Raw genomic sequence first — 23,389 nt, forward strand, 5'->3', positions numbered from 1 at the left:
TATGAAAGTTGTTGTTTTACACCCGCCATTGTACCCGGTCAATCATAAATTCTTTAATGAACTAGGGAAACATGTAGATCTAACAGTTTTTAGTTTTGGGAATCAACCAGGCCTGCATAGTCAATGGAAAGTCGATAATTATATTGATGCAAGCAATAATTATAAATTAGAAGTAATTAGTGGTAAAACCAATTTAAAGCGTTTCGCAGTTTCTTATCGTACACAATTGAATCCAAGTTTTTTATTTAAAGTAAAAAAAGAAAAACCGGATATCGTTATTAGTGTTGCTTTCTGGTTTCCTAGTTTATATATGGCGTTTTTTAAAAAGATTATTAGATGTAGGCTAGTAATTTTAACAGATGCTATTAAACAAACCGAAAAAAGCAATTCTGCTACTAGAAACGCATTTCGAAAAATAATATCCAAGAAAGCAAATGCTTTTATTGCTGGATCCGATTTAACGGTAGCTTACTTAAAAGAACGGTTCCCAAAAAGTACTATTGAAAAATCGTTACAAACCATCGATATTATTGAATGGAAAAAAGACATAAATAGTTTACCAAATAAATTTGAACTTAAAAATGAATTAGGCATTTCAGAAAGTAAGGTTACATTACTTAGTGTTAGTAATTATATTCCGCTAAAAAATTTAGAAAAACTTATTGATGAAGTTGTATTAATGCCTAATTGTGAATTGTTCCTAATTGGAGAAGGAGAACTAAAAGCAGAGTTTGAGGCAAAAATTGAAAATTATAATGCATCACATAGAATAAAGTTGATTAACCGCCAAGTGGGTAGCCAGTTAAAAAAATATTATAAAGCTTCCGATATTTTTGTGTTTCCATCTAATAGAGACACATTCGGCTATGTTGTAGTTGAGGCTCTATCTTCTGGACTACCTGTTATATGTTCGGCTAACGCCGGAGTATCTTCATTTATAAAAAATGGGAATAATGGTTTTGTAGTACATCCTCAAGAAAATTTCACTGATGCTATAAAAGATACCATAAAGCATCTAAAAGAGATGTCATTTCATGCTATGAATTCGGTATCAAAATACACCATAGAAAATAAAGCAGAAACATTTTATAATATCCTAACTAATATTGATTAAAATGAGAAAGATTTACTTGTTTTTGTATTACGCGATAGCCCAGCATTTGCCCATGCAGCCTTTTCCTGGTTATAAGCTGTTTTATGGCATTAGGCGTTTTTTAGTAAAACGAATTGTAAAAAAATGTGGCGAAAGTGTTTTTGTAAAAGATCATTGCTATTTTGGAAATGGGGAACGCTTAACCATTGGAAATAGAACACAGTTAGGGCAAAATGCGAAGTTAGGAGGTGAAATCATTTTAGGTGATGACATATTAATGGGGCCCGACATTGTAATTATGGCCACGGCACATGCCTTTGATAGAATTGACATCCCTATAAACCAACAAGGGGCAGCAAAAGAAGAACCAGTAAAAATAGGAAATGATGTTTGGATTGGCACAAGGGCCATTATCATGCCAGGTGTAGAAATTGGAAACCATTGTATTATTGCGTCTGGTGCTGTAGTAACAAAATCGTTTCCAGATTTTTGTATAATAGGTGGGGTGCCTGCCAAAGTGATTAAGATGAGGAACGCATAATGATTCATGAACTCTTAAAATATTTACATTATAAATCTTTAGATTATGCCATTATCAGCGGTTATAAGGCATTATTTGAAGAAACATCGGATATTGGGGATATTGATATTCTATTTAAAAAACAAGATTTCCTTAAAATAGAAACTGTCTTAAAGGATTTTTGTGAGTTAGAAGGTTTTAAAATAGTTCAGATATATCATCAAGAAGTGTATGCAAAAAACATTTTTATTTTTAATCCAAAAACCACCGAGTTATTAAATTTAGACACCTACGGAAAACTTCATAGGAAACAAACAGTATATTTTACAGAAACTGAAATTTTCAAAAACTGTTTGTCCTATAAAAACGTCAGTACACTGGTAACACACCAAGAATTTCTTCATTATTTGTTGAAAAAAATAGACAAAAATGAAATCACAGAAGTGTCTTTTAATTATTTGAGGGCCCTTTTTTTAAAAGAAACAATACCTTGTGAAAGAGTTGTTAAGACATGCTTTAAAAATTGGTCATCTGTAGTTGTTGAAGCGTTTGAAACAAATAATAAAGACCTATTATTGGAAAGTATAGAAACCCTTAAAAAAAATATCAAGGTTAATACTAAATTATCTTATGATGATAAAATTAGAAACCAAATTAGAATTCTTAAACGAATCGTAAAACCAACAGGGGTTGCCATTTCTTTTTTAGGACCAGACGGCTCTGGAAAATCAACAATAATCAATGGTTTAAAAAATAAGACATTACCTTTTAGGAAGACAGCTTATTTTCATTTGAAACCTATAATTACCGATCGTAATAGTGCAAGTTTGGCAACTGCTGACCCTCACAAATATGCACCATATTCTAAATTAAAATCTTATGTTAAGCTGTTGTTCTTTATATTTCAATATAATTTAGGCTGGGTGAAAAACATATGGCCTGCAAAGGTCAAGTCAACTTTGGTGATATTTGACAGATACTACGATGATTTAATTGTAGACCATAAGCGTTATAGATATGGAGGCTATAAAAGTATTGCAAAACTTATACGGATTTTCATTCCTAAACCAAAACTCTATTTTATTCTTACAGCAGATGCCGATACTATTTATGGTAGAAAACAAGAAGTAGAACGTGAAGAACTTCAAATCCAAATTGAAAATTACAAGGCATTGGTCGATGGGAAACAATACCATCATATAAATGCAAATAAACCGCCTCATGAAATTGTAAATAAAGTGTATAAGATTCTAATGAAAAAAATGTATGAGAGATATTAGTTTTTTTTCAGAAGATAGATATGTGTACTTGCCGAGTACAAAAAATCCAAAAGTGATTTTAGCTGTTAGTAATGCTGAAATAGCTCGAAATGCACACAAATTATACAATCCCTTTTCCTTTAAAGCCAAAGTTTTAAAAAAAATAAGTCGTTTTCTATTTGTAAGCTTCAATGGTTTGATGCTTAATTTAATAAAGGTTAAACCACTTGAAAAATCCGATTTTATCAATTATCTGGAAAATAAATTACAAACCAGACTCACAGTATCTATATACCATGCTACGGTTAAGGACAAAGTCGTTTTACAATTACAATCGGGTAATCAGATATGTGGTTATTTAAAATTCCCATTAAATACAATTGGTCAAGCTAACATCGAGATTGAAAAAAATGCGATTCGATTGCTTTCAGAAAAAAAAATAGTCAAACCCTGTGTTGTAGTAGATCAGTATAATAATATACCTTATTTTATTATGTCAGAATTAAAGGGGCAGATTGAAAGTTTAACAGATGAGGCTGTAGTAAGTTTAGTATCACGATTTAAAAAAGAGAAGAAGTTTAAACTTATAGAGCATCCAAGGGTAAAGGAGCTGTATAAAGAGCTTAAGGCATTAGGGTTAAAATCATATAAGTTAAAGATGGATAGTATTGTAAGAGGTTCTACGGTATATTATTATGAAGTTTTTGAGCATGGTGATTTTGCACCTTGGAATATCGTAAAAACAGATGAAGGTTTAGTACCATTTGATTTTGAATTTTTTGTCGAAAACGGCATAGAATATTTCGATTTAATAAAATACCACTTCCAGGTAGGGCGGCTACTTAAAAAGAAAAAACCTGAAGAGCTTTCAGGTTATATTTTTAATAAGTTGAAAATTCCAGAGGTTTCATATATAGTGTCTTTGTTTCTTGTAAAAGAGATAATTAGGTTAATGAAAGCAGAAGAACCCTATCAATTTCAAGAGAACGTGTTAAACCATATTTGTGAATAAACGATTTAAAATATTAGTGTCATGCTATGCCTGTAGTCCGTATAGGGGCTCTGAACCTGGTATGGGTTGGCGTTTTGTTTTAGGACTAAGCAAACATCACGATATACATGTTATTACAGAAAAGGAAAAATGGGAAAAAGAGATCAAGCAGTTTATTGAAGCAGAAAGAATAACCAACATCCATTTTTATTTTATTAAGAAAAAAAGAAATCGAACACTACGCAAAATATGGCCGCCATCCTATTATTGGTTTTATAAGGGTTGGCAAAAACAAGCATATCGCCTAGTGCAACAATTGGACGAAAAAGAGGATTTTGATCTTATCCATCAGTTAAATATGGTTGGCTATAGAGAGCCAGGCTACCTCTGGAAAATAAATAAGCCATTTGTTTGGGGACCAATAGGAGGGACACAAGATGTGCCGTGGCATTTGTTTTCTGTGTTTAATTTTTATGGGAAATTGTTTTATGGCGGACGAAATATAGTAAATACCATTCAAAAACATTTTTTAAGTCGCCCCCGTCTAGCGGCAAAAAAACAACCATCGGCATTAATCGCTGCAACTCCAGATATTCAAAAAGATATATTAAGATTATGGAATGCACCATCGGAAATTATAACCGAAATAGGAACAGACGACAGTTTAAATATCCAAGTGAATGATAGAGAAAAAGAAGCCCCTTTAAAAATAATTTGGTCAGGGCAACACACTTCAGGGAAAGCTTTAAATATTCTATTAAAAAGCTTAGCGCTTCTTGATAGTCATATTAACTGGCAATTAGATATTCTAGGTGTAGGTAAGGAAACCAATTCATGGAAGTCCTTAGCTAATAAATTAAATATATCTTCAAATTGTAAGTGGCATGGATGGATCCCCAAAGATAATGCCTTAAATATTATGGAAAGCGGTCATGTATTGTGTATTACCAGCTTAAAAGATTTAACGTCGACAATTACGCTTGAAGGTATTTCATTAGGCTTACCAATAATTTGTTTAGACCATTGTGGTTTTGCCTATGTTGTTAACGAAAGTTGTGGCATAAAAATTAAAATGGGTGGATTAAAGCACATTCAAAATGATTTTAAAGAGGCTATAGAACTGCTCTATAACGATGAAAATTTAAGAAAGAAACTGGCCATTGGAGCTTTAAGAAGGGCTAAAGATTTTTTATGGAAGGAGAATATCGAAAAATTAAATACCATTTATTTAAATCTGCTTAGATGAAAGTATTGATTATTCATAACAAATATGGGAAATATAGTGGAGAGGAAGCTGTTGTTGATGCTCAAATCAATCTTTTAGAATCTAAGGGACATCAAGTTTTTACTTATTTTAGAAGTAGTGAGGAATTGGAAGGTATGCCAAATGGTAAAATAAACGCTTTTTTTTCAGCGTTTTACAATTCTAAAGTAATAAAAGAAATTAAAAATTTAATTAACGTTGAGAAACCAGACTTGGTTCACATTCATAACCTATACCCAATTATATCGCCAGCAATTCTGCCCGAAATTAAAAAGATGGGGATTCCTATAGCGATGACCATTCATAATTATAGATTGCTTTGTCCCAATGGACTGTTCTTTACAAATGAAAATATATGCGAAAAATGCACAGGTTTTGGTAAAGAACTTAATTGTATTATCAATAATTGTGAAGGCTCGGTTTTTAAAAGTACAGGATATGCCTTTAGAAATATGTGGGCTAGAACTAAAAAGTACTATATAGATCATGTTGATGCCTATTTGTGCCTAACCGATTTTCAGAAAAATAAGCTTATTGCTAATCGGTTCGACGAGAAAAAATGTTTTGTTATTCCTAATATGTATAACAATTCTGTAGCCGATATAAGATATAATTTTAATGAACGTAATTACGTTGCGTTTGCTGGTCGAATAAGTCCAGAAAAGGGAATCCCAATTTTATTAGAAACGGCTAAAAACTTACCCCATATTAATTTTCAAATAGCGGGTCACATGAGGGAAGGCTATGAAAAAATGTTAAGGATCCCCGACAATGTCACCCTACGGGGTATGCTAAATGCCGATGAAATGAAAGTATTCTATTCTAAAGCAAGATTGTATTTGCATACCAGCATATGTTATGAAGGCTTTCCTATGGTATTTCCTGAAGCGATGGCTTTTAGGCTACCTATAATTGCTCCAAAAATGGCAGGCTATCCAGAAATAGCAGAAGCAGGTTTTAATGGTCTTTTATTCGAACCCAAAAGTGCTGATGATCTTGCCAAGGTGATTTTAAGTGTTTGGGAAGATGAAAAAAAACTTAGGTTTTTAGGTAATAACGGATTTAAAAAAATGAAGAAAAAGTATAGTGCAGATGCTTATTATAAGTCATTAGAATTAGCTTATAAATCAATTCTATAATACGTTACTATAGCATTGATATGGAGGTTTAGTATACTAAAAGACTATTAGTACCAATTCCTTGTCCAAAAAATCTTTTAAAAGGATGTCCTCTTCTTTGGATAAGGGAGGGTGTCAATTTTGCCTTTTTCTATTAATTAAAAATAATAACCTATAAATATAGTAGACTTTAGCTTATATTATATGTAATCTTTTTTGTTATTATATATATGTATTTACTACACATATAGTAGCTTTATTATTATTTAATTAAGTGTATTAACTTATCATAAAAGTAAGTTTTTTTTTAGAAAATGTGTATTTTGTCGGATATTTTTGTATTTTAGCGACTTGAATCCCAAATTCTAATCATTATGCACCTACATTATGAAGTTTATTCTTATTCTTATAGTGACGCTGTATTTGTTATAATAGCCTTCTTTATTCTTACAGTTGTAATAGATATCTTATTGTTTGTTATTGGTCATCAACTATACCGAAAACAAGTAGATAAGAACCATAAAAATATTAACTCATGGAGTATAACTTATATAAAAGGCTTAGACTTAAAAAATATTATTAGGAATCATATTTTTTCTTCAAATCTATCAGAAATAGATTTTAATAAAAGATGCATTATAAGCACTATTAATCCACATTCATATTGTGTTTCAAAAAAAGACCCACTGTTCCAGAAAGCATTAATGAATAGTGATGTTTTATTGCCTGATGGTTCAGGGATTGTTTTGGCATCCAAAATTTTATTTAAAAAAAAGATAAAAAAAATCGCTGGTGCCGATATTCATGCGCATTTATTGAAGCATGCTGATATAAACAACAAGAAAGTCTTCTATTTAGGAGCTTCGGAAAAAACGTTAGGGTTAATAACCAAAAAATTAAAAAATGAATACCCCAATATTCAGGTGTCTAGTTACTCGCCTCCTTACAAACCCGAGTTTTCTGGGGAAGATACTAAACGCATGATTGACAGGGTTAATGAATTTAACCCAGATATATTATTTGTAGGGATGACTGCTCCAAAACAAGAAAAATGGGTAGAAACAAATAAAAAAGAATTAAATCCTACAGTTGTAGTTTCTATAGGAGCCGTTTTTGATTTTTATGCAGGTACAGTAAAACGATCTAGCCCATTTTGGATTAATTTAGGATTAGAATGGCTTCCCAGATTGATTAAAGAACCCAAACGATTATGGAGGCGAAATTTTATTTCTACACCTCTATTCCTTTTTAGCTTAAGCAAAGCCAAATTAAACTTAAACTAACAATAATTAAAACCTACTTATTTATGCAAGTTTATATAGATGATTTATTAGCCTCAGAGAATCACATATTATGGATGCTTATTGCTTTATGCTTATCGGCGTTTGTATCATATAGTACATATCCTGTCATCATTAAAGTTTCGAAATTAAAGGGGCTTATGCAAGAACCTAAAAGCAGAAGTTCTCATGCTATTAAAACTCCAAACTTAGGAGGAGTAGGAATCTTTATGGGAGTTATCAGTGCGCTTACTTTTGTAGGAAGCATACTGTCCTATAATAATTTACTGTGCCTTATAGGAGCTGTGACCTTGCTTTTCTTTACAGGGTTAAAAGATGACTTGATTGAAATTTCACCAATAAAAAAATTAATTGGTCAAATAATTGCTTCGCTTTGTATTATTTTAATTTCAGATATAAGAATACACACTTTTTTTGGAGTTTTTGGAATCGATGTGCTACCGTATTTTATCTCTGTCATTTTTACATTGTTTGTATTTATTTTGTTAATCAATGCATATAACTTGATTGATGGCGTCGATGGATTGGCTGGATGCGTTGGGATTACAATTAGTATGCTTTTCGGAATCTTTTTCTACTATAACGGAAACGATTCTATGCTTTTTATTTCTCTTAGTTTGATAGGGGCCTTGATAACATTCTTAATGTTTAATTTTTCTAAAGCTAAAAAATTATTTATGGGTGATACGGGCTCGATGATTATAGGTTTTTTATTGGCTTATCAAGGTGTTAGTTTTTTACGGGTAACTCATAATGTTGAATTGTTTTCGGCAATTTCTAATCCCCCGGCATTGGTAATAGCCATATTTAGTTTTCCATTAATGGATACACTAAGGGTTTTTATTATTAGATTAATAAATGGAAAAAGTCCTTTTTCTGCAGATAAAAGTCATATTCACCATAATCTTTTAGCATTGGGTTTTAAACATTGGGAGATTTCATTAATTGCCTCGACTTTTATTTTTATAATGGCAAGAATAACCTATGGGTTTGATGGTATAGGTTTACATGGATCTATTTTCTCACTAATAGTAGTTAGTGGTTTTTTTTCTGTCTTACCGTATTTATTTTTAAAAATACGTCAAACTAATAAGGGTAAAAAAGGTAATAAGTCACAATCTATAAATAAAAGGCCTAGGTATGCTTTTCAGTTTCAAAAAATATACAATTCAGTATTAAACATTTTTATTTCAATAATAATTTATTTCAGCACGTAGTAAAATACACACTATTTTAATATCTTTATAACTAATTAATTGATCCAACCAAATATGTTAAAACTGAAAGTGACAAATTTATCAGCGATATTACTTGCTTTTATTTGTCTGCTATTCACTTCCTGTGCTTCTAAAAAAAATATACTCTATCTTCAAGATATAGATACAAAGGAAGGGAGAAAAATAAATTATGCTCACAATAAGATACAGGTTAATGACATCCTAACAATTAAGATAAGTTCGCTTTATCCAGAAACGGCTATTCCTTATAATTTTGATAATAGTTTATCGACAAACTCCAGTTTTATTGAAACGTTAAAATTACAAGGAAGTCTAGTGTCCAAAGAAGGGTTTATTGTTTTGCCAATTATAGGTTCTGTAAAGGCTATAGGAAAATCGACGACTGAACTGGAATCTCATATAAAATCCATTTTGGAATCTGGTAATTATTTGAAAGGCGCTATTGTTAGTGTGCGGATTTTAAATTCGAAAATAACCATTTTAGGTGAAGTCATAACCCCAGGAACGTATACTATTACAGAACAAAATGTGACTTTATTGCAGGCCATAGGCTATGCCGGAGATTTAAAAATTAATGGCGATAGAAAAGATATTCTGGTTATTAGGGATATTGATGGAACTCAATTTATTAAGCATATTGATTTAACTAAAACCGATTGGTTTGATAGTCCCTTTTATTTTGTTAAGCAAAACGATGTTATAGTGGTAAACCCCAATAACACAAAAATTAAAAGCTCGGGGTATATTGGAAATATAGGGACAGTTCTAACAATAGCTTCAATTTTGTTAAGTACCGTAGTGATATTAACAAGATGATTTATAAGCATGGCAAAGACACCTTATTACTTATCTAACGACAAAGATACCTTCAATATTAAAGAAGAGTTTAAGAAATATGCCCGTAATTGGTTATGGTTTGTTGTTACGATTTTCCTGTTTCTTTTGATTGCTTTTTTCTACCTAAAATATGCTACGGTTAACTATGAAACCGTTGGCAAGGTTAAAATTTTAGACGATTCTTCTAAAGCGATAGAATTACCTGGAGATATCTCCTCCTTGTTCGAGAGTTCTAAAGTTAATCTGGAGAACGAGATAGAAGTTATTAAATCACATCTCTTGCTAGAAAGAGTGACTAAAAGCTTGAATTTAAATGTCACCTATTTTGAAGAAGGTAACATTAAAAGTAAAGAACTCTGGAATACACCATTTAAGGTATTTGCGATAGATTCTATAAATAAGTTACCAGAAAATAAAAATTACACCATACAAATAGTTTCAGATGGATACAATATTTTAGAGTCTGAAACGAAAGCATGGCAGCTTAATGAACATGATATTGATAGTGCATATCGGGATTTGCCTTTTTTGATAAAAAGTGTTTCGCCGTCATTAATTAAAAGGCATTTAGGCAAAACTTATACTGTGAAATTTAGTTCAATAAGGAAAGCGACTATATGGCTGTCTTCCAGTCTTAAGGTATCACAAATAGGTAAAAACAGCGATATTTTATCCTTATCTATTATTGGAGATTCCAATTTAAAATCTGAAATGATTATAAATGAGGTCATCAATCAATTTAATTTAGATGGCATTCTAGATAGGCAACTGGTTTCTCAAAGAACAATTGATTTTGTAGATGATCGTTTTGCTTACCTAACCAAAGAATTAGACTCTATTGAAAACGGTAAAAGAGGCTTTAAACAAAAAAACAGTTTAAGCGATATAAGATTAGACACAGAATATACTATCGTGAATAAAACCAATACTTTTAATGAAGTATTGCGCTTGGAAACCCAGTTGGAAATTGCCACCCTTTTAAAAGAAACCTTAAATGATCAAGAAACATTTGGTTTGTTGCCAGCAAACATAGGACTCGAAAATGCTGGAATAAATGGATTGATTAACGATTATAATGTTGAGGCAAATTATCGCAATAAAGTCATTCATAATGCAGGGATAAACAATCCCATTATTCAAAGTTTAGAAACTAAATTGACTAGGCTGAAAGCCAATATTTTAAAGTCGGTAATAGCCTATGAAAAACAAACAGGAACAGCGCTCAAGAGAGCCCGTAGAGTGAATAATAAGACAAAAGGTCTGTTTTCTGGGATTCCTCAAAAAGAAAAAATACTCCGATCTATAGAACGTCAACAAACCATTAAAGAAACACTATACATATTGCTTTTAGAAAAAAGAGAAGAAGCAGCCATTAATTTGGCGATTACATCTCCTTCTATTAAAGTAGTAGATTATGCCATAACAAAACCCAAACCCGTTTCTCCCAAAAAAAGTAATACTTATTTTGTTGCATTGAGTTTAGGTTTAATAATACCCTTCATTTTTTTCTATATCATATTTTTTATAGACTCAAAAGTTCACACAAAAGAAGATATCCTGGCTAAAAATGGCAGTATACCAATTACAGGAGAAATCCCTTTTTCAAAAGAAATTAAGCTTATAAAAGGAACTTATGATAGATCTATATTATCTGAAGCCTATAGAGTATTGAGAACCAATATAGACCACCTGTTAAAAGGCCATGGTTTGGTTGAGCAAGACGGTTTAGGAAAAGTCGTTTATATTACTTCTACAATAAAAGGAGAAGGAAAAACGTTTACAGCCGCTAATTTGGCATTGTCTTATTTAGGACTGAACAAAAAAGTATTGCTAATAGGTGCAGATTTTAGAAACCCACAAATCCATCATTGTTTTAATTTATCAAGGACCGATGCAGGTTTGTCCAATTATTTAAATGAGGAAACACTTAATTATGAAGATTTAGTTATTAATTTAAAGGTAAAGGACACTCGTTTAGATATCTTATTATCTGGGAATGTTCCACCAAGTCCAGCGGCGTTATTATCAAATAGCCGTTTCGAAAAGTTATTGGATAAGTTGAAAAGAGAATACGACTATATTGTTGTAGATACAGCTCCAACCATTTTAGTTACAGACACCATGCTAATTGCTCCTTATGCCAATACAACTTTATATGTGGTACGATCCCGCTTTACAGATAAAAAATTATTGTCTTATTCTAATGAGCTTATAGAGACTAATAAATTGGTCAATGTAAGCTATTTAATAAATGGGCTAATACCTAGCAGGTTATACGGTTATAATTATAATTATGGCTATAACTATGGGTACAATGATAATAGCCCTAAAAAAAGATGGAAATTGAAAATATTTAGATAGATTTAATTTCGACATCAAATACAATATTATATCTTCAAAACAGGCTTTTCTATTTTAACAGGAAGTTTTATACGATTTATTGACAATTAGATACATGTATGCTTTGGTAAAGAAGCTATGCTGTTCTGAATAAAAAACGAGGCGCCTGCCTAATGGCAGTCAGGGAACCTCATTCTTTTGAGATGTTCCAAGCTTATTTTCATTCAAGTTGAAAGCCCTATACATATAAAAATAATGCCAAAAACGGTATTATTTTTATGTATTGTAATTCTTATAATTTGATATAAAAAAAAATGATACATTTGGCTTAAAATTAAAGCACTGAAAATATAGTGTGATAATAAAAACCAATGTTGAAAAAATAATTTATATGTTTAGAAAGGTTCTTTTTTTTATTGTTATCATGTCCGTTCAAAACCTATGTGTCGCACAGGTTTCTTTTTTGCAAAATAGAGAAAACATCAATCTTACAGAATGGTCTTTCCGTAAAGGAAGACTTAATTATGCAGAGAAATTTTCTGTGATGGAAAATGATTGGGAAAAAGTTAAAGTTCCGCATACATATTCTATGGATGCCATAGAAGATATTGGTTATTACAAAGGGGATGCTTGGTATCGAACTTTAGTAGAAGTACCTGCTTCAATGGCTCAAGAACGAATCTTCATTAGGTTTGAAGGCGTTGGACAAGAAGCGCAGGTATTTGTAAATGAAAAAAGAATCGGGAAACATGTTGGAGGATATTCGGCATTTTGTTTCGAGATTACCGATCTTGTTAAGCATGGTCAGAAAAATCTAATTGCTGTTAAGGTTAACAATTCTCCAAATTTTAAGAGAATACCTGTAGATGATAATTTATTCAACCATTATGGAGGCATTTATCGTCCCGTGACTATTTTTAGTACGCCAAAATATAATATATCTCCGCAACACCAAGCTTCCTCAGGAGTGTTTGTGGAGTTAAAAGGGCTTGATAAAAAAACGGCCAAGCTTGAAATCCGCACACATGTTTCAAATACTTCAGACCAAAAGAAGGCCCAGCTCAAATATACCATCAAAGACGCGAAAGGTAAAAAGGTATTGTCATTTGTAGAATCACTAGACCAATCTGAGCCGAATCACATGGTTAGCTCTACTTTTGAAATTAAAAAACCAGTGCTTTGGAACGGACGTAAAAACCCCCATCTCTATACAGTAGAAGCCGAACTTGTTAACGGAGATTTTGTTGATAAAGTAGTTCAAACCTTTGGTATTAGGACCTATTCCGTAGATGCCAATAAAGGTTTTATTTTAAATAACGAACCCTACCGTCTATATGGTGTTTGTAAGCATCAGGAATGGAAACAGTTCGGTCCAGCAGTTTCTGATGAAAACCTTATTAAAGACATGGAATTGATTGATGAAATTGGGGCCACGGCTTTACGTCTTTCACATTATCAACATTCTAATACAACATACGATTTGTCGGATAAAAAAGGGATTCTTACCTGGGCAGAAATCCCTTTTGTACATGATTATAGTGGACGAGAAGGTAAAAATGCCAAACAACAACTTACGGAGTTAATTACACAAAACTATAACCATCCAAGCATTTTTGTCTGGGGTTTATGGAATGAAGTAAGAGCATACAATAGCCCAGACGAACCATGTGTTATTCTTACCAAAGAATTAAATGCATTGGCGCATGAGTTGGATAAAACGCGAATAACGACTTCGGCTAGCGATAGGGGTATGACATCGAATATGGGTAATATTTCAGATTTACAGGCCTGGAATAAATATTTCGGATGGTACTATGGAAAGTATGAAGATATGGCGACGTGGCTTGACAAGTTTCATACAAAATATCCAGATAGAAAAATTGGTATAAGCGAGTACGGTATTGGGGGGAATATTTACCATCAGGATAGATCAAAATTAGAAAAACCTAATGGTAATTTTTTTCCAGAACAAGAGCAGTCGTACTATCATGAGCTAACATGGAAAATTTTAAAAGATCGTCCTTACGTATGGGGTTCTTTTATTTGGAATATGTTTGATTTTTCGGTAGCAGGATGGAATCGAGGTGGGATCTCGTCCCTAAACCATAAGGGATTGGTAACTTTCGATAGAGAGACTAAAAAAGATGCTTTTTATTTTTACAAAGCAAACTGGTCTGAAGAACCAGTCCTGTACATAGCCGAAAGAAGAAACGCAAACAGAAAATTGCAGACTACAATAAAGGTTTATACAAATCTGAATGAAGCTATTGAGTTACATGTTAACGGTAAACAAGTAGCTGTCCAAAATCAGAAATCTGATGTAAATATCATGAAGTTTGAAAATGTCGAATTATCTGAAGGGAAAAATATTATTGCCGTTTTTTCAAAAGGCAAGGCATTGAAAGACGGCGTTATTTGGACGGTCCAAAAATAGAAAATGTTCTTTAACACCTTAAGGACTGTATTGAAAAGATTGATTTAAAAATAAGCTTTTAAGTTAAGTTTTGCTAAAACAGGTTATTGTGTAGGACTATGAAGGCCATTGTATGTTTATAAATTCTGACTAACGTAAAATTATATCACTGATTTACAGTTATTTGCAAATCATCATCAGTCAGTCCAAATTTATCAATTTGTTTTCTAATTCTTTTTACGATTCCTAGTTTTCTTTTTTGGTCAAGGTAAAGATAGCCTTCAGGGTTTTGGTATACTGTTCCTTTTGTAACCATATTCCAAATGATAACAGCTAGTTTTCTAGCTGTAGCTGTTATTGCTGATACCCGTCCTTTTCTAAAATTGATCCTGTGGAAAAAATCTCTGAGGGGTGTGCTATCTTTTAAATTACCTATGGCATTGGCTGCATTCCTTAAGGCTATTTTGAGCCTACTGCTTCCTTTTCCTATTTTACTGGATAGTACTTTGCCACCGCTGACTTTATTGTTTGGCGCAAGTCTTAACCATGATGTAAAGTGCTTTGCGGTCTTAAATTTTTTGATACCGTCATAGCCGACTTCACTCATAATGGCAAGCACTGTATTGTAACTCATACCTTCTATGGCAAGCAGGTCTGTGCCCTTTAACATTTGATATGACTTTAAATTGATATCGATGTCTTTTGGTGTGTTTTTATTGATGCGCTTATAGGTTTTTTTATCGATATGGTGTTTTTGCTTTTCAGGGTCTTTACCAATGATATCGTCTAGTTTCTCAGCAATTTGGTCGTCACATTCCCTGATTTTCTTTTGTATGAACTCGTATGTGTCCAGCTCGTCTTTGAGGGCATATAGGAAGTCTTTACGTCCGTTGCTATGTAGTGCCTTGGCAATTTCTTCTTCACTTTTTTTGCAATTGTAATGTCTGAGGCTTGCTAATTTTTGAGGGTCTATTTCTCCCAGGGCAATGGGCCTTATGATTTTAAGTCCCGTAAGCCCTACCACATCTTTGACCACAACATCAAGGCGAATGTTCATCAGTCTAAGATACTTTTGCATCTTTTTGGTGGCAGAGGCGGCTTGCTTAATGAGATTGTGCCTGTGTCGTGTAAATGTTCTTAGAATCTCGGTGTCCCCATCGGGTAAAAAGCTTCCAGACAGCAATCCTAGACTATGCAGTTTTTGTATCCATTGGCAGTCTTTCACATCTGTTTTCTTTCCTTTAATGTTCTTGGTGAACTTTCCATTACAAAGGGTGACATCAAAACCTTTAGAGATCAGAACAGCGTGCAAGTTTTGCCAATAATTACCTGTGCTTTCCATGGAGACAGTGGCAATATTATGCTGTGCAAGCCAATCGGCCAATTCATAAAGGTCTTCATTGTAGACACCAAATTCTCGAATCAAATCATCACTCTGGCCTACAGCTACCCAGTGACTTCTACTGCCAATATCAATACCAGCAGCATTTTTATTGACTACCTCTAAACTAATTTGTTCTTCCATATCATTAGATTTAAAAAGCTCTAAGAGAATGTGCTTTAGGCAAAGAAATTATTCTGAACGGGATCCACGCTAAAGTGTGGTCGCCAATGTACTGATGGCAAACATTCTAACCAGGATTGCGCTCGTGCTTGCATAGAACAGCAACACTTTGAAAAACGGCCTTGCAAAGAGCTAAAGTTAATAAGCAGAAAATTACAAAATTTACGTTAGCCGACGTACTGAAGTTTTTTGAGGTCTATGAGGGATTGTTTCCAACGGTCGTTTTTCTAAAGTATAGGTCGCTTTATTAAGTAAACATTAAACAGGTCTTGTTTGCGATAAACACTCGTAAACCTGCCTTGAAAATTATAGATACTACAAACTTCAATTCCTTTAAGTTATTTTCTAGAACCAAATTATTTTTATAAATTTATAACTTACAGATACATATCTGTATAGTCTCTCACCTAGAATTATAATAGCAATGACATTTTGAATAATTACAGCTCGTATGCTTAAGGGATTTAAGTATTAGGTTGTATAGATATATTTTTGAACTTTTAGTATCACTGCAAGTATGGCATTAGTATTCGATCAAATAAGTGATGAGCCTCAAACACATGCATTTATAATTGGAGTAGGAGGTTATCCATTTTTACTGGGAGGTGTCAATGAGCAACAACAGGCTATTGAGCATATAGGACTCCTTAAACAGTTAACATCACCTCCCAAATCGGCGTTAGCCTTTAGGGATGGACTTTTAGCTATAGAAAATCATACCAGTATACATCACTCTAAATCCCTGGGGAGTATTGAGCTGTTGATATCACCATCGCCAGATGACCCGCAACCAGGAAATCCTGGAGAGCAATTTGAAGCCGCTACTTTTAATAACATTTCTAACGCTTATAATGCCTGGAAGAACCGTTGTGATTCTCATAAGGAGAATGTTGCTATATTCTTTTTTTGCGGGCATGGTGTCGAGAAAATGGATCACTTTCTTTTAGCCGAAGATTTTGGAGATAACCCGAATAACCCTTGGCAAAAGAGTATTAACTTTGATATGACCCGAAGTGGTTTTCACAGCTGTAAAGCAGATACACAATGTTTCTTTGTAGATGCTTGCCGACAGATTACTGGTGAGATGCTCTCTAATGTGATAGTAGGGAATTCTTTAGATACGCCCAACTTGCTTACAACCCCTTGCTTAAACGATCTAACTACCGAGGCAGCGGCAAAAACCAAGGTGGCCCATGGGCCAAAACGTAAACCATCGTACTTTACCCAGGCACTTTTAAAAAGCCTGGAAGGTTTGGTAGCAGACAATAAAGGAAGGAATGGTTGGTCGGTAACAACGGGAGATTTAGCAATACATTTTCAAACAGTTATGGGAATTGTGAAGCCTGGACAAGATCATGTAGGCCGTTGTCCTAGTTTTATTAAAACGCCAGTCGATTTAATTCGTTTTGACGCACCCCCCCCAGTAGAATTATCTATTACCTGTAACCCAGATGATGCAACTCCCTTGGCGGATTTAAGCTGTACAGACCTTAGCAACCAAAATACGCAAACCAGAAGTCCTAATGGCGTAGAGCCATGGAAAATAGATGTCGTATCTGGGATACATGAATTGACTGCTGATTTTCAAAACTCAGAATTTCAGTCCTGTAGGAAACATGAAGTTATTACACCACTAGATAATTATAAAGAACTAAAATGCCTTCCAATATGAGTAGCAGTTTAAATATACATACCATCGTTAATAGTTTTGAGGCAAAGCAAATCCCTAAAAAAGTAAAAGTATTTGATTCAGACTTTAAGGAAGTTACCTCTTTTTGGCTTAGAAATAGAGATTCAGAATCTATAGAATTAGATTCTGGCATGTATGTCATTGCACTTGTACTGCCTTCAGGGAAAGAAATAGAACAGGTTGTTAAAGTTGATTCTCATGGCGAGTATGATATCGAGTTTGATCTTTCCAAAATAAGCCCTCACGAAAATCATGAATGGGCACACATGTCAAAACGAGTCACAGCTCCATCCAAGGTCAATTTAAATGATACAAAGTATCTAGGGTCTTGGATTCGCCTTTGGCATTTGAGTAATAATCAATGGACGGTAAAAAAACTAGATATTATGGATTCTACCTCATGGGATGAAGATGGGGTAAGTTATACGTTTCGTGTTAATCAAGAGTTACAATTTTTGCAAGTAGGAGGACCTAAAATCCCATGGCGTTTTATTGCTTTACCACCAGCTGAAAAGCTGAAATGCTTAATAAAACCAAACGATGGTCCTACTAAAATTGTACATCCGCTTGAGGTTACAGTAACTACAGAAAACTGGGAAGCTGAAACCATTCTTACATTGTTAGGAAATAATGCCAATGAGAAAGCAGAAGATCTCTACGAACAAACACCTTTAAAAGAAATTTCGGCCGAGGATATGTTGTATGGTAAGATGAGAAACCCAAGTGCAGCTGCTATTGGTGGTTATTACCTGCTAAGGTTGGAGAAGTTTGACAGACTTCATGATTGGGCAAGAAATCTTGCTAATTGGAAAGAGTGGATGCCTGACGGATCCGTTATCTGGGCATGGCAATTAATAAAAGAAGGTAGAAAATCTGGAAGTGTAAACTTAAATGAAGTTCGATCCAGGCTTTTACAAGCAGTAGATAGAGGGATTCCCATTTATACCGAAGGTTTAAAATTGCTTTTGGAAGGCCTTAAATTATTAAATTATACCAATAGGGAAGACGAGGAAGTGAAAAATGCATTATTGAAGATAAGTACCTATACAGAAGCAGCAAATTGGAATTCTACATTAACCATGTTTAATGGAGAACACCCAAAAAGGCCAAGCAAAAAATCTCGGAAAGGTGCGCCACGAGACACAGATAATCTAGCTTACATATACGATGTTCCAGTAAAAGCCATGATGAATATGACTGGCTTAACCCAAAATGATATTATTGAAGTGACTACAGATACCAATGAATCACTAAGGTTTAAAGTTGCAGAAGAAGGATTGTTTGAATCTGAAGAGGGGGAAAAATATAAAACTCTTTATAAAGCAACCGACCAATTAAGGCGGTTTAAAACAAATTTGGAAAACCTAGATATTAAATCCTCTAATATAGATATAGGAGCCGAAATAAGAAAATTTAGAAAAGGAGATAAATACTAAGGTGTATGATAAAACTAAAATTTTTACCTGCAAGATTTGGAGACTGTATTTGGATGGAGTATGGTGATGGACAAGATGTTAATCGAATATTGATTGATGGCGGAACTGCTGGAACCAGACACGATATTAGAGCTGTGATTGAAGGTTTGCCTGAAAACGATAGGCATTTTGAACTCATGGTTGTAACCCATATTGATAAAGATCATATTGCTGGTATTCTTAAACTTTTAGAAGAAAATGACCTGGGCTTTAAAGTCCGTGATTTTTGGTATAACGGATTTAAACATTTAACAAAAGTAGAGGAGGTTATTGATGAGGATGATGAAGACTTTGGAGCGAAACAAGGGGAGCATCTCACTCAGGCTATTCTAAAACATGGAATTTCATGGAATGGTGATTTTAATCATAAAGCAGTTGTTGTAGACTCCGATGTGCTCCCAAAAGTAACACTTCCTGGAGGGATGGAATTAACGCTCTTGTCCCCAACTCCAGAGCTTTTGGAAGAACTAAAACCTAAATGGGTAAAAGAAGTTACTAAGGCTAATATGGTTCCTGGAGGTGTATCGCCTGTTGAAGAAGAGGAGGAGGAAGACGAAGATGAGGTTTTTGGCCAGGAAATCCCAGATGTGGATGCCTTGGCACAAACACCTTTCCACGAAGATCATTCTGAAGCTAATGGTAGTAGTATTGCTTTTTTAGCAACTTTTAAATCTAAATCAATCCTTTTTTGCGGCGATGCTTTTCCATCTCAACTTGTTAAAGCACTTAATATTATTGATCCCAATCATAAAATTGATATTGACCTTATGAAGGTTTCCCATCATGCAAGCTCTCACAATACCAGCCCAGAACTTTTAGAAAAAATAAATTGTAGTAATTATATAATATCTACTAATGGATCGACCTTTAAGCACCCTAAAGCCGATACCATTTCGCGAATTATAAAAACTTCGAGAGCAGGTACCCGCTTAATATTTAATTATAAGTCTTCCATTAATGAAGTATGGGGGGTGAATAGCCTCAAAAGCACTCATAATTATGAGGCCGTTTATCCAGAAGCTGGTAAAGATGGGATCGAAATAGAATTGTAATTGACAAAATTAATATACAAAGCCTTATGCCATTAATAAGTGAAAAACCAGTAGTAAATTGTCATACTCACATTTTTAAAGGGGAACATGTACCCCCTTACTTAGCAAAAACTTTCGTTCCCAGGTGGTTAAGCTTTTTAATATACACACCGCTTATCCTTAAATTGTATAAAATATGTGTTAAAAATAAGCAAGAAGAATATACAGGAGAAGCACGTGAAAAAAAACGTTACTGGACATTATTAAATATTTGGTTGCAGCATAGAAAAATATTATCGCTATGTATTAAGCTTATTAAAATTGTAATTACGGTACATGCCTTGTTTATTGTATTTAATTGGCTAGCTTCTTTTGTTGAAAATCCATCGCAATACTTTGTTCTAAAATATATATTGAAACTGGAAGGCTGGATGAAAGAAAGCTATTTGTTATTAACTATAACCAACCCTTATATTAAAGTTTTATTAGTAGCAATAGTCGGTTTATTTATTAAAAGTGGTCGTAATTTTATAATTTTTATTGCAAAAAAAGCTTTTAAGTTGGCTGGTATTTTACCAGGCAAGATGACTAAAGACCTTATAGACCGTTATTTGTTATTAGGGAGGTTTGCTTTGTATAAAAATCAGAGCAGAATATTTGGAGCATTAAGAGACCAATATCCGCCTAATACTAAGTTTATTGTACTGCCCATGGATATGGAGTATATGGATGCAGGAAATTTAAAGCCTAAAAGTACCTATCGTCATCAGATGCAAGAGCTGGCAGATATCAAGGCCAATGGGGTGAATAAAGACCTTATTTTACCTTTTGTATTTGTTGAGCCAAGAAGAATTCCCAACGAACATGATTATTTGGTTTATGATAAAACAAAATTCAAGACAGGGCAAGTCGAACTTGAAGATTGCTTTATAAAAACTTATATAGAAGATTATAAGTTTAATGGCTTTAAAATTTATCCAGCATTGGGGTATTATCCATTTGATGAAGCCCTATTGCCTCTATGGAAATATGCGGCAGATAGAAAAATTCCTATTATGACACATTGTATTAAAGGAACTATTTTTTATAGAGGACGTAAAAAAGCAGATTGGGATAAGCATCCTATATTTAAGGAATATGCCAGAAATACAGAACCCAAGTACGATACATTACTGTTGCCAGAATCTAAAAATAAAGACTTCTCAATTAATTTTACACACCCACTAAATTATTTGGTACTTTTAAAAGAAGAGTTACTCAGGATTAAAGTCAGTACATGTAGTAAAGATATACAGGACCTATTCGGTTATAAAGATTTAGAGACTCCTATGGATCGTGACCTGTCGCGCCTTAAGGTTTGTTTAGCGCATTTTGGAGGCGAAGATCAGTGGGAAAAATACTTGGAAAAAGATCGTTATCATTATAGTAATGCCCTTATTAAAAATCCAAACCATGGTATTGAATTTTTGTACACAGATGAAAATACAAAAGATATAAGTTGGACCAAACTTGAAGATTGTTGGAAAAAAGTAGACTGGTATTCTATTATATGTAGTATGATGCTGCAACATGAAAATGTTTACGCAGATATTAGTTATATACTACATGACGATGGTATTTTCGATTTGCTTAGACAGACAATAAACCATCCAGTTCTGGGACGAAAAGTATTGTTTGGAACAGATTTTTACGTAGTGAGGAATCATAAAGCTGAAAAGAACCTGCTTGTACAAACCCAAGGAAATCTTACAGATGATGAATTTATAAAAATAGCTCAGTTAAACCCTGACAACTATTTATATAACTAACCTAGTATATAACTTTTAAAAAGAAATCATTATGAGTAGATTATTTTACGAAAAACAAAAAAAGACCGATCAAGATGCTTATTCCAAGAAGCCTGATAAAGCTATTGATGAGTTAGAAGAAGAGGTGTTTGGAGAGGATGATCGAAAGACAGTTGCAGATGAGTCAGATCCTACTGAAGGTTCACAAGATGATAATAGAGTAAATAGCTACCTCGAAAAAATTTCCCGACTAATTCCCAGTGAAATTATTGCAGGTTATTTGGCGATGTTTGGATTTGTACCATTAATAGAAAATACAAAGGTTCGCGGGTATATTATCTGGATTATATTTTTTATGTGTCTTGTTTTAACCCCCATATATTTGAATAGGCATGCCGAAAAAGGAAAGCCTAAAATAAACCATCTATTAGTTTCTAGCCTGGCCTTTGTTATTTGGGCCTACGTAACCACGGGAATGAAATTAGTTCCAGGTTTATATGACGCTGCTGCTGCTTCTATCATATTGGTAGCATTTAGTTTAGTAAGTGCGGTTATACCTTTAAATAAATAAGGGCGTTCCCAAAAAGCACATTTTTGTCTCATTGAACCTAACTGAGATATCTTAAAGATCAATATTTTAAAAGCTTTAGATGGACTATATGAGGTGATTTTTAGTTTTTAATACTTTGCAATGCTTCTTTAGCGCTCATTTTCATAGAATCGCATGGCTTGACTCTGGATTCTATGATCGTTCTGGTAATAGGGTTTGTATATACATCTTCAAAAATGGGATGCTCTCCATCGCTTGTAAAAAATTCAGTTTTATTATCATGCCTTGTATAGTGTATTAGTGGTTTCCCGTCTTCAAAGAAAGTGGAATCTTTACAAACACATACTTTCTTAAACTCTACTAATATAACCTCGTCTAATTTCTTCTCGTTATCTAGTCCAGAGCATCTTATCTTCTCATAATGGTCTTCAACCCATATCATACAATTCTTCTTATAGTATTTTGAAATAAATAACAACGCTATTATTAATAAAATCAGGCTGGATAATAGCCCTGTTCTTTTTATTTTATTCAGTTTCTTATTAATGTCAATGATTTCTTCCCTTAGTATTTTTTTCTCAATTTCACCTTCTCTATTCAATTCGAATTTTTTGTAATTCTCATACCCCAAATATTCACTCAAGATATTCAGCTGATATTCACTGATATTTCTTTGCTCTTCTTTCTCATTTAAATAATAGCCTTTGTAATATCTATTAAATGTTCTTTTATCAATTTTTGAGTCTAATACTTCTTCAAGATACTTTGAAATACCATATGCACTCGTTTTTTTAGATGCCTTTATGGCTTTTACAAATACTAATTCTAATAATTCTCGAATTAATTCTTCTTTACCTATTTCCACAGCTGTCTTGTTTTAAAGAGTTTAATGTGTTGTAGGTCAGTGGTTTGTTGAAG

Annotated in this window: 18 protein-coding genes; 16 read left to right on the plus strand and 2 right to left on the minus strand. The window is 33.4% G+C overall.

Annotated features, from left to right (window positions below):
• Window position 1 precedes the first annotated feature (1 nt).
• From HHX25_RS08970 to HHX25_RS09020, 11 genes are all read left to right on the plus strand, one after another.
• Window positions 2-1,114: a glycosyltransferase family 4 protein gene (locus HHX25_RS08970; protein ID WP_169672315.1), complete on the plus strand. Its 1,113-nt coding sequence runs from the start codon at window positions 2-4 to the stop codon at window positions 1,112-1,114.
• A gap of 1 nt (window position 1,115) precedes the next feature.
• Window positions 1,116-1,634, plus strand: a complete 519-nt coding sequence (locus HHX25_RS21415; protein ID WP_169672317.1) for an acyltransferase — start codon at window positions 1,116-1,118, stop codon at window positions 1,632-1,634.
• Entirely contained in the window at window positions 1,634-2,893 is a 1,260-nt protein-coding gene (locus tag HHX25_RS08980; protein ID WP_169672319.1) for a nucleoside/nucleotide kinase family protein, read from the plus strand. Before HHX25_RS21415 ends, HHX25_RS08980 begins: the two co-directional genes overlap by 1 nt.
• Window positions 2,880-3,884, plus strand: coding sequence for a hypothetical protein (locus tag HHX25_RS08985; protein ID WP_169672321.1), 1,005 nt, complete (start codon window positions 2,880-2,882; stop codon window positions 3,882-3,884). The genes HHX25_RS08980 and HHX25_RS08985 overlap by 14 nt, the downstream gene beginning before the upstream one ends.
• Window positions 3,877-5,109, plus strand: a complete 1,233-nt coding sequence (locus HHX25_RS08990) for a glycosyltransferase family 4 protein (RefSeq protein ID WP_169672323.1) — start codon at window positions 3,877-3,879, stop codon at window positions 5,107-5,109. The genes HHX25_RS08985 and HHX25_RS08990 overlap by 8 nt, the downstream gene beginning before the upstream one ends.
• A complete protein-coding gene (locus tag HHX25_RS08995) occupies window positions 5,106-6,266 on the plus strand; it encodes a glycosyltransferase family 4 protein (RefSeq protein WP_169672325.1) in 1,161 nt (386 codons plus the stop codon). Before HHX25_RS08990 ends, HHX25_RS08995 begins: the two co-directional genes overlap by 4 nt.
• A 353-nt stretch (window positions 6,267-6,619) precedes the next feature.
• On the plus strand, window positions 6,620-7,528 hold the full coding sequence (locus tag HHX25_RS09000; protein ID WP_169672327.1) for a WecB/TagA/CpsF family glycosyltransferase: 909 nt from the start codon (window positions 6,620-6,622) through the stop codon (window positions 7,526-7,528).
• 23 nt (window positions 7,529-7,551) lie between these two features.
• Complete coding sequence (locus HHX25_RS09005; protein WP_169672328.1) at window positions 7,552-8,763, plus strand: MraY family glycosyltransferase; 1,212 nt, start codon at window positions 7,552-7,554, stop codon at window positions 8,761-8,763.
• Between the two features lie 69 nt (window positions 8,764-8,832).
• Entirely contained in the window at window positions 8,833-9,600 is a 768-nt protein-coding gene (locus tag HHX25_RS09010; RefSeq protein WP_169672330.1) for a polysaccharide biosynthesis/export family protein, read from the plus strand.
• A 9-nt stretch (window positions 9,601-9,609) separates the two neighbouring features.
• On the plus strand, window positions 9,610-11,982 hold the full coding sequence (locus HHX25_RS09015) for a polysaccharide biosynthesis tyrosine autokinase (protein WP_169672332.1): 2,373 nt from the start codon (window positions 9,610-9,612) through the stop codon (window positions 11,980-11,982).
• Between the two features lie 370 nt (window positions 11,983-12,352).
• Window positions 12,353-14,395 carry a glycoside hydrolase family 2 protein gene (locus tag HHX25_RS09020; protein WP_169672334.1) on the plus strand — a complete coding sequence of 681 codons (2,043 nt, stop codon included), beginning with the start codon at window positions 12,353-12,355 and terminating at the stop codon, window positions 14,393-14,395.
• Window positions 14,396-14,540: 145 nt separating this feature from the next.
• Here HHX25_RS09020 and HHX25_RS09025 read toward each other — a convergent pair whose 3' ends face one another.
• Window positions 14,541-15,899 carry an IS110 family RNA-guided transposase gene (locus HHX25_RS09025; RefSeq protein ID WP_169672336.1) on the minus strand — a complete coding sequence of 453 codons (1,359 nt, stop codon included), beginning with the start codon at window positions 15,897-15,899 and terminating at the stop codon, window positions 14,541-14,543.
• 556 nt (window positions 15,900-16,455) lie between these two features.
• Here HHX25_RS09025 and HHX25_RS09030 point away from each other — a divergent pair.
• Genes HHX25_RS09030 through HHX25_RS09050 form a run of 5 tightly spaced genes read left to right on the plus strand, consistent with a single transcriptional unit; the run spans window position 16,456 to window position 22,492 of the window.
• A complete protein-coding gene (locus HHX25_RS09030) occupies window positions 16,456-17,610 on the plus strand; it encodes a caspase family protein (RefSeq protein ID WP_169672338.1) in 1,155 nt (384 codons plus the stop codon).
• The gene (locus HHX25_RS09035) at window positions 17,607-19,064 is read left to right on the plus strand and encodes a hypothetical protein (RefSeq protein WP_169672339.1); all 1,458 of its coding nucleotides are present in this window, start codon (window positions 17,607-17,609) and stop codon (window positions 19,062-19,064) included. Before HHX25_RS09030 ends, HHX25_RS09035 begins: the two co-directional genes overlap by 4 nt.
• A 5-nt stretch (window positions 19,065-19,069) precedes the next feature.
• Window positions 19,070-20,155, plus strand: a complete 1,086-nt coding sequence (locus HHX25_RS09040; protein WP_169672341.1) for a ComEC/Rec2 family competence protein — start codon at window positions 19,070-19,072, stop codon at window positions 20,153-20,155.
• 26 nt (window positions 20,156-20,181) lie between these two features.
• A complete protein-coding gene (locus tag HHX25_RS09045) occupies window positions 20,182-21,942 on the plus strand; it encodes an amidohydrolase family protein (RefSeq protein WP_169672343.1) in 1,761 nt (586 codons plus the stop codon).
• 31 nt (window positions 21,943-21,973) lie between these two features.
• Complete coding sequence (locus HHX25_RS09050) at window positions 21,974-22,492, plus strand: hypothetical protein (protein WP_169672345.1); 519 nt, start codon at window positions 21,974-21,976, stop codon at window positions 22,490-22,492.
• A 100-nt stretch (window positions 22,493-22,592) separates the two neighbouring features.
• Here HHX25_RS09050 and HHX25_RS09055 read toward each other — a convergent pair whose 3' ends face one another.
• The gene (locus tag HHX25_RS09055; protein ID WP_169672347.1) at window positions 22,593-23,336 is read right to left on the minus strand and encodes a hypothetical protein; all 744 of its coding nucleotides are present in this window, start codon (window positions 23,334-23,336) and stop codon (window positions 22,593-22,595) included.
• Window positions 23,337-23,389 lie beyond the last annotated feature (53 nt).

It is taken from the genome of Flavivirga algicola, assembly GCF_012910715.1.
In the GTDB taxonomy this organism is placed as follows: Bacteria; Bacteroidota; Bacteroidia; order Flavobacteriales; family Flavobacteriaceae; genus Flavivirga; species Flavivirga algicola.